We start from the raw sequence: 14,104 nt of genomic DNA on the forward strand, positions 1-14,104 counted from the left end.
AACAGATGAAAGTACTATCATGGAATGGACCAAAGCAAATGGATGTAGAGGAAAGGTCCGTACCCGAACTGGCAAAGGATGAAGTGTTGGTAAAAGTGGATGTCGCCGGTATTTGCGGCTCCGAAATTGAGGGCTTCTTAGGACATAATAGTTTGCGTGTTCCACCGCTCATAATGGGTCATGAGTTTAGTGGACATGTTGAGCGTTTAAGCGAGGAAGTTAATGGAGTTACGAAGGGCGCAAAGGTTGTCGTAAATCCACTATTAACTTGTGGAAGCTGTAAACAATGCGTACGAGGTAACGAAACGCAATGTGAAAACAGACAAATTATCGGAATTCACCGTTCAGGTGCATTTGCGGAATATGTTGCTGTTCCTGCAAGTGCTGTTGTTGAAGTGCCAGAAAGTATTGACTCCTATGCTGCTGCACTGGCTGAACCATTAGCTTGCTGTTTCAGAGCTATAAGAAGAGTACTGGCTTTACATACTGTTCCAAATGTATTGATTTATGGTGCGGGAGCTATTGGTTTATTAAGTTCTTTTGTTGCAAAAGAACTTGGTGCAAACCATGTAATTGTTGCTGATATTAATGAAGAACGGTTGCAAACATTGAATGAAATTGGTATTGAGCACACCTTGAATAACGGTGAGGATGGGTTTGAACAGGAACTGGAGAAAATCGCTGGTGATAAAGGTATAGATGTGTTGATTGATGCCGTCGGATTTCTGCCAACTAGATCACAGGCAGCTAAAGTTATCAATCCTGGTGGCGTTATTATGAATGTTGGACTGGGAGTTAATGAGACAACTTTACCAATCAATGACTTTATAAGAAGTGAGATTACGGTATTAGGATCTTTCTGTTATTCCAGACAGGATTTCCAAGATGCAGTTCAATTACTTGTCAATGCCAAGGTTACACCAGATGGATGGACAGAAGTTCGTAAGCTGGAAGATGGACAGCAATCTTTCATGGATTTAATCGAAGGCAAAGTTAAAAACAGCAAAATATTCCTTGATCTTAATAAATAATAGGAATGCTTTAGGGAGGTAGAATAATGGGGTTAACCGGTCAGAAAATCAAAGACATCCGTGCATATGTTGCAGGTGGTGGCGGCGGGGACTATCACGATCAGGGACAGGAACATTGGATTGTCAATCAAATTGCAACACCAATGAGTATTTATCCTGAATACAAAAAAACAAGAACCAGTTTTGGGATTAATGCTTTAAAGACATTAGTAATCGAGGTTGAAGCGGATAATGGAGAAGTTGGTGTTGGAATTTCAACCGGAGGCTACCCGGCTGCATGGATAGTCATGAATCACCTAGATCGATTTATTGTTGGACAGCCAGTGGAAAATGTTGAAAAAATGTGGGATCAAATGTATCGATCGACAATGTATTATGGTCGAAAAGGTGTAGTTATGAATGCGATTTCAGCAGTCGATCTTGCATTATGGGATTTAATTGGAAAAGTCAGACAAGAACCCGTATATGCCATGATTGGCGGAAAGGTCCGAGATGAGATTTCATGTTATGCAACCGGACCGCGCCCGGATTTGGCTAAAGAAATGGGCTTTATCGGTGGTAAAATTCCACTGGTATATGGTCCTGCTGATGGCGAAGAAGGGTTAAGGAAAAACATTGAACAGGCAGCAGATATGCGTGAACGAGTTGGCGATGATTTCTGGCTTATGTGGGATTGCTGGATGTCACTCGATTTGCCATACGCACAAAAATTAATGGAAAAATCATCAGAGCTTGGATTTAGATGGATTGAGGAATGCTTCAACCCGGATGATTACTGGGCATACCGTGACTTGAAGAAAAGGGCACCAAATAACATGATGGTTACCGGCGGAGAGCATGAGGCGACACGCTATGGATTCAGAATGTTAATGGAGTTCAGTGACGTAGATATTATCCAGCCGGATGTTGGATGGTGTGGTGGATTAACCGAACTAATAAAGATCGGTAATTTGGCTGAAAGCTATGGAAAGTATGTAATTCCTCATGGCAGTGGGGTGTACAGCTATCATTATGTAACTACCAAGACTAACAGTCCGTTTGCAGAATATTTGGTCATGAGTCCGAATGCAGACAAGGTTGTTCCGCAGTATTACCCATTACTTGAGGATGAAATTATTCCAGAAAACGGTAAGGTCAAATTAAGCGACCGTCCAGGCTTTGGTGTAAGTCTAAATAAAAAAGCAAATCTGCAAAAAGTAAATAAAGATTAATAGAATTATAAAGTTTAAATTTTCAACTTCCAGGGCGAGGTAAGCTTATATCGTCCGGAAGTAGATAAATATATTTCTTAATATTAAAATAACAAGGGGGAGACAGGAATATGAGTGAAGATATTTTTTTGATAGGATACTTATTTTTATCACTTGTAATCATTTTAACGTTAGCAATGAAGTTTAAATTTAATGTTGCTGTAACGTTAGTTATAGCCAGTTTATTTATGGGGATTGCTTCAGGACTTGGGCTCGTGGAAACGTTAACTAGTATTTCAGAAGGCTTTGGAGGATTAATGACTGCATTGGGTATTCCAATTGGCCTTGGAGTTATATTGGGTAAACTTATTTCCGATTCCGGTGGTGCTTACTCAATTGCGACGGCAGTTTTGAACAGGACGTCCGAAAAATGGGCTTTATATGCCTTGGGTGCAGCTTCGTTCATCCTGGCAATACCAGTATTCTTTGATGTTGCCTTTATCATCTTGGTACCATTAGCAATTCAATTGGGGAAACAAGCAAATAAACCTTTACCATACTCTGTAGGGGCAATCATAATTGGTGCGGCTGTAGCACATACACTGGTGCCACCAACACCAAATCCATTAGCTGCTGCAAGTATATTGGATTTTGACTTAGGAATTATGATTTTGATAGGTACATTAGTTGGATTTGTGGCTACAATGGTAACGATCAAACTATATTTCATTATTTTGGATAAAGGATTTTGGAATAAAGAGCAGGACGAGGATGAGTCATTGGACAATACTTTTGGAAGAATAGATGTTCCATCAAATCCGCCATCTGCATTGCTGGCCTTAATTCCAATCATTTTACCAAGTATTATGATTATTTTAGGTTCAGTTGGAAGCGTTTTCTATGATGAAAATCCTGCTGTAATCGCCTTCTTTAGTCATCGGATTATTGCATTATTAATCGGTACATTAGCAGCCTACTTCATCGCAGCCAAATCGCTTAGCAAAGAAGAAAGAGATAATTCCTCTTCGGAAGCAATGCAGGCAACAGGTATCGTATTGTTAATTACCGGGGCTGGTGGAGCTTTCGGTAAGATTATCGAAAACACTGGCATTGATCAGGCTATTGTAAATATTTTTGTAAGCGATGCCCAGTCCACCATAAGTATTATTTTGGTAGCATTTTTTATGGGTGTTATGTTTAGGACAATCACCGGTTCAGGTACAGTAGCCGGTATTACTACAATGACTATTATGGCTGGAGTTGCAACAGGTGTCGATATTCATCCGGTTTGGGTTGCCATGGCTTCTCTCTCAGGTGGATTAATGCTTGGGCATGTAAATGACAGTGGATTCTGGATTTCAACCAAAATTGCTGGATTAACTGTTAAGGGTGGTTTGAAAACATATACCACTAGTGAAGCAATTGCTGGTTTTGTCGTATTATTCATTACGATAATCGGAGCACATATATTCTAAGTATAAGATTTATAGAGGATGTTATTATACGAGTTTCATAATTACCTTTCATATTTCCATAAGTGCTGGAACCAACAGTTTGGCTCCGTTTTCGAAAGCTAGTTCCACTTGCTTTCGAAAACGGAGCTTATGGTCTTATAATACTGAACTCTGTTTAAACGAGAATTCGAACTATATAAATGGGAGTGAGCCAAAATGAGTTATCAATCATCTACATCAGACGTTGTTCTAATAGGTGCTGGGATTATGAGTGCAACCTTGGGAGTATTGATTAAAGAATTAGAACCCGATTGGAAAATTACGGCTTTCGAGCAGATTGGAGTTGCTGGTGGAGAGAGCTCTAACGAAAAAAATAATTCAGGAACAGGACATGCCGCATTATGCGAGTTGAATTATACAAATGAACAATCTGATGGTTCCATCGATATTCATGCAGCAGTTAGAATAAATGAACGTTTTCACTTATCAAGGCAACTCTGGGCTTATTTAGCAAATCGTAATTTAATTGAGAACCCCCGCAATTTTATTACCAGTTTACCTCATGTGAGTTTTGTTAAAGGCGAGGAAAATGTAGAATTTCTAAAAAAACGCTTTGAAGCATTATCTGGGCATCCTTTATTTCAAGAAATAGAGTTTTCCCAAGATCCAGAACGATTAAAAGAATGGTTCCCGCTTATTATGAATGATAGGTCAGCAAATGAATCTGTTGCCGGATCGAAAATTGATGATGGAACAGATGTTAACTATGGGGAATTGACCCGCACAATGTACGATTATTTGGAAAGAGAAAACGTATCTGTTAATTACAATCATAATGTGCTAGATATAAAGCAGACCACAGATGGGTTGTGGGAATTGAAGGTTCGCGACAAGAACGGTGCAATTGGAACGCATACTTCGAAGTTTGTTTTCATAGGAGCCGGCGGCGGCAGCTTGCTTTTATTACAGAAAACCGGAATTCCTGAAGGGAAACACATTGGCGGTTTTCCTATCAGTGGACAATATCTGGAATGTAATAATCCTAAGGTGATCGAACAGCACTACGCAAAGGTATATGGTAAAAATCCACCTGGAGCACCACTAATGGTTGTTCCACATTTGGATACGCGTTTTATCGATGGTAAAAGAACACTAATTTTTGGTCCTTTTGCAGGCTTTTTACCTAAGTTTCTTAAGTCAGGTTCAAATTTGGACTTGTTTGCTTCAGTCAAGGCGAACAATATGATTACCATGTTAGCAGCGGGCGTCAAAAATATATCGTTGCTGAAATACTTGATTCAACAATTGAGACTATCAAAGAAAGAGAGAATGAATGAATTACGAGAATTCTTTCCTAATGCAAAAGACGAGGACTGGGAACTAAAAGTGGCTGGACAACGTGTACAAGTGATTAAAGATACGCCAGCTGGTAAAGGGACCATTCAATTTAGTGATACGGAAATTGTTCACAGCCACGATAGAACATTGGCTGCATTACTTGGTGGTTCGCCGGGTGCATCAACGTCTGTTTCAGACATGCTTGGATTAATTGAAAAATGCTTCCCGCAAAAGCTTAATGAGTGGAAACCAAAATTAAAAGAAATGATTCCCTCATATGGTGAAACGTTATCTGATAAACCCGAACTTATTGCTGAAATTAAAACTTCAACAATGAAAGCATTGGAATTGGATAATTTGAAGAAGCAGGAATAATGTACTTAAGTAACAAGTATTATCGTATTCAATAAAACACCCGAACAATTGCGCGAAAGAAAAGTAATAGCCTAACATGCATTGGAGAGAATGTAAGAGCGAGAAAATTCGAAACCAGCATAGGAAAGCAGTTTGAAATGATACAGAAGATCATTGATGCGGATAGAGTCTTAAATGCCCATTTTAAATTAACATATGTTAATGAAACAACAGGATAGGAAATGCTATAAAACACCAATTATTAGGTGAACGGAAAATGTCATATTTTAATCGTCATCTTATCTCGAGGGCCATTCAAGATACCATGAAATGGGAGAGTTTATGAAGAAGCTGAAGGAATTAAATCGAAGTGTCCTTTTATTAAAGCTGATTATGATGAAGTGGAAATTATAGATCTTGACATATCCACCAAGGTAACGGCATTACGCGACTTAATTGTTGAAGGTGAGTTACTTGAAATCTATGCAGATATTAAATTTAATCTTTGGTCAGTGCCCTTATGGCTATTATTAGAACAAGTGATGAGTGAGGCTCATTTCCTTTCGAGGGAGTGGGCCCTTTTTTGGTTATTGAGAAGTATATATGGATTTTTATAGATAATTTTTAGGTGCCTGTTACTCTATTTTATAATTTCTTACTTAACAGCCGGTAGAACGGAATTCTATAATTCCACCTTGTCTTTCCTTGTCCTCGAAAAACTGACAAGGTATATATAAGATATTGACCATTTTGAAGAATTAGAACACAGTGGTATCAATCTCTCCGTTAACGCTTCCATTGTATACGATTGTTGCAACCGGTACTTACTCAGCTCCCGGCCAATCTCTATTTGAAGTTGTTCGTCTCCAAAGCCAATCACCTTTCTCAAGCCTAATTATCCTAATCAGGATAAAGGTTTACAATATATATGATATTTTGGCGATGGATAGTTGGTATGAAATCAGGAATGAAATACGAAATAACAGGAATAATTGAATCATTAGATTGTCTGGGCAGTCCTACCATTAAAACTAGTCATTATTGAAAATTAAAATGTTGACTCAACATGGCTAGTAGCATATAGTGATTGTACAACAATAATGTTTAGGAAGTTGGGTAGACATGACGAAACAATCAATGGCTCAATACGTGTATGAAAAATTAAAAGCAGGGATTCTTAGTCAGAAACTAAATCCTGGTCAAAAACTAATTGAAAACGACATTTCGGATACCTTAGGCGTGAGTCGCACTCCGATTCGTAATGCTTTCTCAAAATTGCAGGAAGAAGGAATAGTAACCATACTTCCAAATAAAGGAGCGCATGTTATCAACCCAGCGATTGAAGAGATCATAGAGGCATTTACTTTTCGAAAGCACTTGGAACTGATAGCCACTGAACATATAATGGAAAGAATTGAGGAAAAAGATATAGAGAAATTAAAAGAACTTATTCACGAGGAGATTGAAACTTATGATCAAAAAGATCTTGCAGGTTATATAGACATTAATACACAGTTCCACAAGATATTAGTAAACATAAGTGATAACCGGTTTTTGAAAGAGCAAGCCAAAAAAATGATACATCAGACCCACATCTATTTAATTTTATATGATCAATTCTATGTTGTTAATAAAAAAGACAGCCGTGGCCCTAAAGAGCATCAAGAGATTGTTAATCTCATTGAAAGCCGGGATGCGGATGCCTTTAAACTTTTACTTGATAAGCATATTAGTAGCACAATTGAAGAATATAGAACAAGAGTTAATACATATCAACAAGCTAGTGATTTGTTTTAACTAACTGTTTTGATTCTTGGATGATAATACCACGGTGATTTATTTCTTTAAAGAATATCTCAAATGGAATATCCTTTATAGGGCTTAAAAGGCCTGGCTTTGTAATCTGTTCCTTTACAATCATCTGTGCAACAATACTTGCGGTGAATCCTACTGTCCTGTTCATAGCGAAAAGACCGGTCTCTAGGTCTCTCTTATCAACCAGATCGTAGGTTAATTCTACTATCTGCTCATCTTTTATTCCTTTTACAATATTCCTCATTAATACCAAGTCTTTTTCATCTGCTTCGTATTGAAGTTGAGGCTCCAGATGTGCACGCAGGAACTGGTGTGGTGTTAGTTCAATTGGTAACCCTTCAACAGGTTCTTTACTTAAGAATCCTAGTGCAGACATCTTACTCCAAAATTCTCCATGTCCTATCCATCTTAGGGTCCTACGTTCAGTATTTACAACACTCTTATCAATTCCTAGTAATCTTGCAAACTTAATTGCATTTCCATTTGGAATAGCTTCTAAAGTTCCGAATCCTGGAAACGATATTGTTTTCAACCATTCCTTATTATGCTGTTCCTCAGCAGGAATTTCAATAATTTCTCCATTCTTTAATAGGGTTGCAGGCCTTTTGTAAGCCATTAAAGTGCTGTCCAAGTTCCAACTAATCTTATAGTTTAGAGCGTTATTTGCCGCTTCAGGACTAGGTACACCACCACAATATGAATATAGTTCATGTACCTCATCTAATTGACTAGCCGCATAACCGCATAGAATTAAATCGATCCCAGGATCTAGTCCAGCTTCTGGCATAATCGTAATTTCTTGTTCTTTTGCATGTTCATGAACAGTATCATGGAGACCTTGTGCATAAGAACAATTAACTAAGTGAACCTTTGCTTCAATGGCAGCTTTAGCTACAATGGAATTAAATTGTTTTGGTAATAAGTCAATAGCTATGTCTGCCCCCTCTAGGATATCAACTAAACTTTGAATATTATTTGCGTCTATTGTTTTTTTACTTATTTTATTCATATTTAAGTAATTACTGAACGAATCGAGTCCAGTGAAATTAACATCGGCACAAATAATTTTTGTAACAGTAGGTGAGGTGCATAAGTCATACATAGCAGCTCTGCCTTGTAATCCTGATCCACCAAATACAACAACCTTCATAAACTATTCCTCCTTATAATTATACTGAGACTCCAATGATTAGATAGGCGACAACTGCAATACTACCAACTGTTAAAGCATAAGGAAGTTGAGTTCTAACGTGATCCATATGATCTGCACCTGCTCCCGTAGACGCAAGAATGGTTGTATCCGATAATGGAGAACAATGATCACCGAACACTCCACCACCAGCAACAGCAGCAATAGTTGCAAGAACGATCGAATTGATGTCACCGCCTGAAAAGCCAATAGAAAGTGGAATTAGTATTGGAATTAAAATACCGAATGTCCCCCAAGACGTTCCAGTTGAAAAGGAAATCAGTGCTGCCAATATAAATGTTATTGCGGGAAGCAGACTTGGAGATAACCATGATTCAGTTGAATTTATTAGATAATTAGCTGCTCCCATGTCTTCACTCAATGTATTTATTGTATAGGCAAACACTAGTATCATAATTGCAGGCATTATACCTTTTATACCATTCATAGCAGTGTCCATTATATCTTTCACCGGTATGCCTTGTACTCGCATTAAAATACCAAGAACCACAGCAGCGCCAAGGAAAGCCTCCATTGTTTTTGCAGACCCCATGAAAATATATGTTCCAACAGCTATCCCTATTATGATAAGTACGGGAAACACAAAGTTCCAGCCAAAACTTAAAAAACGTTCTTTATAATAGGGCTCCATATTTGTAAGTTCTTGGGAAATTAAAGGATCTGCCTTATCGGACAATACCTTTCCTTCATTAAGTGCTCTGTCCTCTGCTGCCTTCATAGGACCAAAGTCTTTTACTAACCCGGATACAATTAGCCCCACTAACAAAACAGAAAGAATAGCATAAATATTAAACGGAATTGATTTTGTGAAAATAGCTAAGGCAGTAGTTTCATCTGCAATTGGCCCCATTCCTATTAGAAGTCCTGATATAAACACCGCCCAGCCGGTAATTGGAATGATTACACTTACTGGTGCTGATGTAGAGTCACATATATAAGCCAGTTTGTCACGGGAGATTCTTACCTTATCTGTAACTTTTCTCATAGTTGATCCAACAAATATAGGAGTGAAATAGTCGCTAAAAAAGACAAACATCCCCATAAACCATGTGGTTATACCAATATTATTTCTTGAAGGTTTCTTACGTTCAATAATGCTTCCAAAACTTTGTATTGCTCCAGTACGTTGAAAAAACGCAATAAGTATACCAATAAAAATTTCTAAAAGAAATATCCATGAAAAACTCTCATTACCCAAAGATCTCTTCATTAAATCGGGAAAGCCCATAAGTCCATTTCCTGCCAATAATACTCCCAAGAAACAAGCCGCACCCAATGATAGAATAGTATTCTTTGTCCAAAATGCAAGTACAATTGCAATTAGTGGGGGTAAGATTGACACAAATCCTAAAGTTGCACCAGTATCCATACTTCTTTTCCTCCCTTTTCTGTAAACGCTTTCAAAATATTAACAACAAAATTGTTGTACAATTGTTAAAGAAAATTGTACTTCACTGACTTGATTTAGTCAACAGAAAAATTAAAATTTTCAAACACGTTATAAAAGGTTCATTGTAAAATTAAATGCAACACCTAAATAAATATAGAAAGCCATCGTGAAGCATATCTTATAAATAATTATAATGTCATATTGTAGAAAAAATAGCTAAGTTTGGTACACTAAGTTCTTTTACCTGGGGTGGAAGTGGTTAGTATTGTTGATTTGCCGGATGCTTCGTTCAAGGAGTCTAAAGACCGTGTGATGGGGGCTTTGTATGCAAATGATTGAGAGGTTCTTTATAAGAAAATCGTGATTAATTTATCACCTGCTGAACATAAGAAAAACTTTCAAATATTTGATTTGGCGATGGCGATTGGGATTATGAAATAGGCGGATGAGCGTTATGGAGAAGAAGTGCTCAATTCAAATACGTCGAATGAAATGATTTTGAGAAGCTGTTATTAAAGAAGCGTTTTTATATCAAATATTACAAATTTTCGACACTTTTTCAACAAAGATTAAATTTTTAGTCAAAAATGGAAAATTATAGATGACGAATTTGTGAACATACTCTATTATATAAGAGAATAAAAAAGGGGGTCAATCAATGAACGATAAAGAAAATGTAACATTTGAGGAATTCTTTAAGCAAAATGTAAAAAGAATTCACTACCATATGCACAAGCTTGGTAGCTACAATCCGCATCGGGAGTTTTATGTGGAAGGATTATATGAGTTGTGGATGGCATACAAAAAATACGAGCCAAACAAAGGACCACTGGCAACATACTTTAACTACACAATTCATAAACTTCTCATTGATTTGAAAAACAAACAAGGGAAGGTAACAACATAGAAGAAATATGTAGCACGGATAAAGCAATCTGCACAGATGAACGAAACGAAATTTCCAACCGGTAAATCAATCAGGAATCACAGATATATTCTGGGAGAGCAATGAGAAAAAGCTAAAAGAAAACCAATGGAAATGAGGGAGTTTCTATGGGGAATCTAACTAAAGGAATTTTCAAAAATGAAAGCGTAATCACAGAGGAGTGAAAAGCTGGGAAATTGGAGTCAGATTCTACCATTCTTTAGCTTTTGATGTGTGGGTGTAGGTTGTGTTGAAGCAGTATAAAAACATAGAAACTGTTAGGTCTGTGGTGATTGTTCACTAGTTGATCTGGCAGTTTTGTTTATTTCTAAAAATTTAATACGTAATTTTTTTTAATAAAATGCCACCTTTTGCAGAGTTCTATCGATTATACAAATGAATAGAGGGATAATCTGAATATCACAGGGACATTTTCCGATTTTACAGCGAAAATTGAGAAATACATAGGATGAGATTTAGTGGAATTGCTCTATTATAAGTATAGTTATTAGGGGGAGAAAAAAATGACTGAAAAGGTAAGTATGACGTTTGAAGAAATCTTCGAGCAAAATGAAAAAAGGATCCATTATCATATGCTGAAGCTGGGAATAAACGACCCGCATCGGGAATTCTATGTGGAAGGACTGTATGCGATGTGGATGGCTTACAAAAAATACGACCCAGACAAAGGCCCACTTGCAACCTATTTCAACTACACAATTCGCAACCGCCTAATCGACATGCTCCGAACGAAAACAAGAGAAGACAATAATGAACAGAAAGTTAATCAAAAAGAAGTATGCGAAGTAGATAATGGCAACAGCTGCGGGACAACGAAACTTCCAATATTCGACCCGAATGGTATCACCATCAAGGATAATACCTTTTGGGAAAGCGTGAAGTCCAAGCTAAGTGAAAATCAATGGAAATGGGTGCAATTCTTCATCATCGAAGGGATGTCAATGCAAGAAATCGCTCAGCAGGAAGGTGTATCCATTGATGCCGTGAAAAGCTGGGGAAGAGAAGTGAGGAAGAAGTTGAAAGATGAAGGAAAACAACTCGAATGCTTATATAACCCCTCCTGAATTGGGAGGGGTTTTTGTGTGATAAAAAGGATAATAAACATTAATTATATAAAATCAACGCATATCATATGACCGTCTCGAGCTCAACCTGAATTGGGTGATTATGCTTTGGAAGTGTAATGGCAGGTTTGCTTACCTACTGCAATGCCAGTTATAGCAGCCGTAAACTCTAATTCAGCAATTTACATTAGAGATGATTAAGGGTTTTTTTAAATTGAAAATGAACATACGTCGCTTTCTCGCATATCTAATACCTCACTCTCAGGGCCACACAATATCTACCAGAATTTTGTTCATAAAGTTCAAAATTATCTTGACAAATGAATTGTTAGACGGTACTTTATTAATAATAATGAACATAATACAGACTATGAACAAATGTTCAAAAGGCGGGAGGAAACTTATGGAGAAGGAAAGACTGCGTTTTATGGTTACCATATGTGAAGAGTATTATCATGAGGGCTTGAATCAACAGGAGATAGCTAAAAAACATGGGATCTCAAGACCTCAAGTCAGCAGGATGATTAGTGCTGCAAAGACGGAAGGTATTGTGGAAGTGAATGTTCGCAATCCTTTTAGTAATGAGATGACTATCGAAAAAGAGTTGATGAAACGATTTCAGCTTAATAATGTTATTGTAGTTGATTCGACCGACGTTGATAACAGGCCATCAGATACCCCCTTTGCAATTGCTGGCGCTATCTATCTTGAAGGCGTTATTAAAAGAGGCGGAGCTGTTGGGGTTATGGCTGGAAAATCTATAGCTTCGGTAGTAAGTGAAATAAATGAGACGCAGCAAAGTGATACCCATTTTGTACCTTTAATTGGCGGATGGGGGCTCAATGATACAAACTGGCATGCAAATACATGTGTGACACAGCTGTCTAGAAAAACAAAGGGGGATTGTTGGGTGCTGCATGCACCTGCAATGGTCAGTTCGGATAAGCTATATCGAAATCTAATGGATGAGCCTCAAATTAAAAAAGTGATTAGTTTAGCTAACAATGTAGAAACTGCTGTGGTCGGGATTGGTGAGATTTCTGAGAGTGCAACCTTTTTTAATTCCATGCAAATGGAGAAATATGAATTAAAAAAGCTGAAAAAAGAGGGGGCTGTGGCAAGTATTGGGACAAGCTTTATCAATAGTTATGGGGAAGAGATAGATTTACACATCTCTAAACGAATGATAGGTATTAGTGGGAGTAATTTGAAAGCGATTCCACTAGTGGTTGGATTAGCCCGTGGTATCGCTAAAGTAGATGCGATACACGCTTCACTGAAAGGTGAATGGATTGATGTTTTAATAACAGACATGGTAACCGCCGAACAAATTTTAGAAAAAGAAAAATGGGAGGAAACAAAAGATGAAGAAAATTAGCTTTGTATTAATGAGTGTTGTATTAATGTTTGTAATAGCTGCATGTTCGAATGACTCTAGTAGTGCTAGTGATAACAATGGGGAAGAGACGAAAAGTATTTCCATTTTGACGCCATATCTGTCATCTGTCACTACAAAACAAATGGTTGATGAAATTGAAAAGAAGGCTAAAGAGAATAACTGGGATACGAACGTGGTAGATACTGCCGGTGATGCTGGAGCACTTGCTTCACGTATGGAAGATGTTATCTCAGCCAATACTGATGCAATTGTATTGGTAAGTACGGATCCGAATCAATTACAGTCGCAATTTCAATTAGCTAATGAAAATGACATTCCTGTTTTTGGAAGTGATTCCAGTTATATCGAAGGAATGACACTAAATGCAACTAGCGATAACGATGAAATGTCGAAAATGATCACTGAACACCTTTTTGAGCAAATGGATGAAAAAGGAAACCTAATTGTATTGACTCACCGTCCACATCCTGGAGTATTAAAGCGGACAGAAAAGCTGGATGAAATGTTAAAAGATTACCCTGATATTAATGTTATTACAGAGCAAGAAGTAAAAGTGCCTGGCCCAATTGAAAACTCCAGAAAACAAATGGAAAATCTGTTGTTGTCAAATAAAGGAGAAGATGCGATCACTGCAGTTTGGGCTGGCTGGGATGAACCGGCAATTGGTGCGACGCAAGCAATTCAAGCTGATGGACGAGAAGGAATTATTGTTACAGGAATTGATGGTAATAGTCAGGCGATTGAGTTAATTAATGAAGGTTCACCACTAAAAGCTACTGTTAAACAAAATTTTGTCGGTATGGCGGAAATAGTTATTGAACAAATGGATAAGTATTTTGAAACTGGTGAAGTAGATGATACAGAGCTATATGCTCCAGCCGAGTTAGTTACAGCAAAGTAAAGGTGGATTAAA

At 37.6% G+C, this 14,104-nt stretch carries 12 protein-coding genes; 10 read left to right on the forward strand and 2 right to left on the reverse strand.

Annotation, left to right across the window (positions count from 1 at the left end; genetic code table 11):
- Nucleotides 1-5 precede the first annotated feature (5 nt).
- The 5 genes from BMY13_RS03375 (at nt 6) to BMY13_RS03395 (ending at nt 7,164) form a co-directional block, all read left to right on the forward strand.
- On the forward strand, nt 6-1,031 hold the full coding sequence (locus BMY13_RS03375; protein ID WP_092502539.1) for a zinc-binding dehydrogenase: 1,026 nt from the start codon (nt 6-8) through the stop codon (nt 1,029-1,031).
- A gap of 26 nt (nt 1,032-1,057) precedes the next feature.
- Nucleotides 1,058-2,242 (forward strand): L-rhamnonate dehydratase, encoded by a 1,185-nt coding sequence (gene rhmD / locus BMY13_RS03380; RefSeq protein ID WP_092491620.1) that lies wholly within the window; start codon nt 1,058-1,060, stop codon nt 2,240-2,242.
- Nucleotides 2,243-2,352: 110 nt separating this feature from the next.
- The gene (locus BMY13_RS03385) at nt 2,353-3,696 is read left to right on the forward strand and encodes a GntP family permease (RefSeq protein ID WP_092491621.1); all 1,344 of its coding nucleotides are present in this window, start codon (nt 2,353-2,355) and stop codon (nt 3,694-3,696) included.
- Between the two features lie 195 nt (nt 3,697-3,891).
- Nucleotides 3,892-5,388 (forward strand): malate dehydrogenase (quinone), encoded by a 1,497-nt coding sequence (mqo, locus tag BMY13_RS03390; protein ID WP_092502541.1) that lies wholly within the window; start codon nt 3,892-3,894, stop codon nt 5,386-5,388.
- A 1,101-nt stretch (nt 5,389-6,489) separates the two neighbouring features.
- Nucleotides 6,490-7,164 (forward strand): GntR family transcriptional regulator, encoded by a 675-nt coding sequence (locus tag BMY13_RS03395; protein ID WP_092502544.1) that lies wholly within the window; start codon nt 6,490-6,492, stop codon nt 7,162-7,164.
- On the opposite strand, the gene BMY13_RS03400 is transcribed toward BMY13_RS03395, so the two are convergent.
- Together BMY13_RS03400 and BMY13_RS03405 are read right to left on the reverse strand one after the other, a co-directional pair.
- A complete protein-coding gene (locus BMY13_RS03400; RefSeq protein ID WP_092502546.1) occupies nt 7,148-8,332 on the reverse strand; it encodes a saccharopine dehydrogenase family protein in 1,185 nt (394 codons plus the stop codon). The genes BMY13_RS03395 and BMY13_RS03400 overlap by 17 nt on opposite strands.
- Nucleotides 8,333-8,351: 19 nt before the next feature.
- Nucleotides 8,352-9,761 carry a Na+/H+ antiporter NhaC family protein gene (locus tag BMY13_RS03405; RefSeq protein ID WP_092502549.1) on the reverse strand — a complete coding sequence of 470 codons (1,410 nt, stop codon included), beginning with the start codon at nt 9,759-9,761 and terminating at the stop codon, nt 8,352-8,354.
- 381 nt (nt 9,762-10,142) lie between these two features.
- Here BMY13_RS03405 and BMY13_RS19670 point away from each other — a divergent pair, with 381 nt between their 5' ends.
- The 5 genes from BMY13_RS19670 (at nt 10,143) to BMY13_RS03430 (ending at nt 14,092) form a co-directional block, all read left to right on the forward strand.
- A complete protein-coding gene (locus BMY13_RS19670; RefSeq protein ID WP_245736047.1) occupies nt 10,143-10,223 on the forward strand; it encodes a magnesium chelatase domain-containing protein in 81 nt (26 codons plus the stop codon).
- Between the two features lie 217 nt (nt 10,224-10,440).
- Entirely contained in the window at nt 10,441-10,689 is a 249-nt protein-coding gene (locus BMY13_RS03415; RefSeq protein WP_092502552.1) for a sigma factor, read from the forward strand.
- A gap of 542 nt (nt 10,690-11,231) precedes the next feature.
- The gene (locus BMY13_RS03420) at nt 11,232-11,792 is read left to right on the forward strand and encodes a sigma-70 family RNA polymerase sigma factor (protein ID WP_092502554.1); all 561 of its coding nucleotides are present in this window, start codon (nt 11,232-11,234) and stop codon (nt 11,790-11,792) included.
- A 403-nt stretch (nt 11,793-12,195) separates the two neighbouring features.
- The gene (locus tag BMY13_RS03425) at nt 12,196-13,170 is read left to right on the forward strand and encodes a sugar-binding transcriptional regulator (RefSeq protein ID WP_175476697.1); all 975 of its coding nucleotides are present in this window, start codon (nt 12,196-12,198) and stop codon (nt 13,168-13,170) included.
- The gene (locus BMY13_RS03430; protein ID WP_092502558.1) at nt 13,157-14,092 is read left to right on the forward strand and encodes a sugar ABC transporter substrate-binding protein; all 936 of its coding nucleotides are present in this window, start codon (nt 13,157-13,159) and stop codon (nt 14,090-14,092) included. Before BMY13_RS03425 ends, BMY13_RS03430 begins: the two co-directional genes overlap by 14 nt.
- Nucleotides 14,093-14,104 lie beyond the last annotated feature (12 nt).

It is taken from the genome of Virgibacillus subterraneus (assembly GCF_900110695.1).
In the GTDB taxonomy this organism is placed as follows: Bacteria; Bacillota; Bacilli; order Bacillales; family Amphibacillaceae; genus Lentibacillus; species Lentibacillus subterraneus.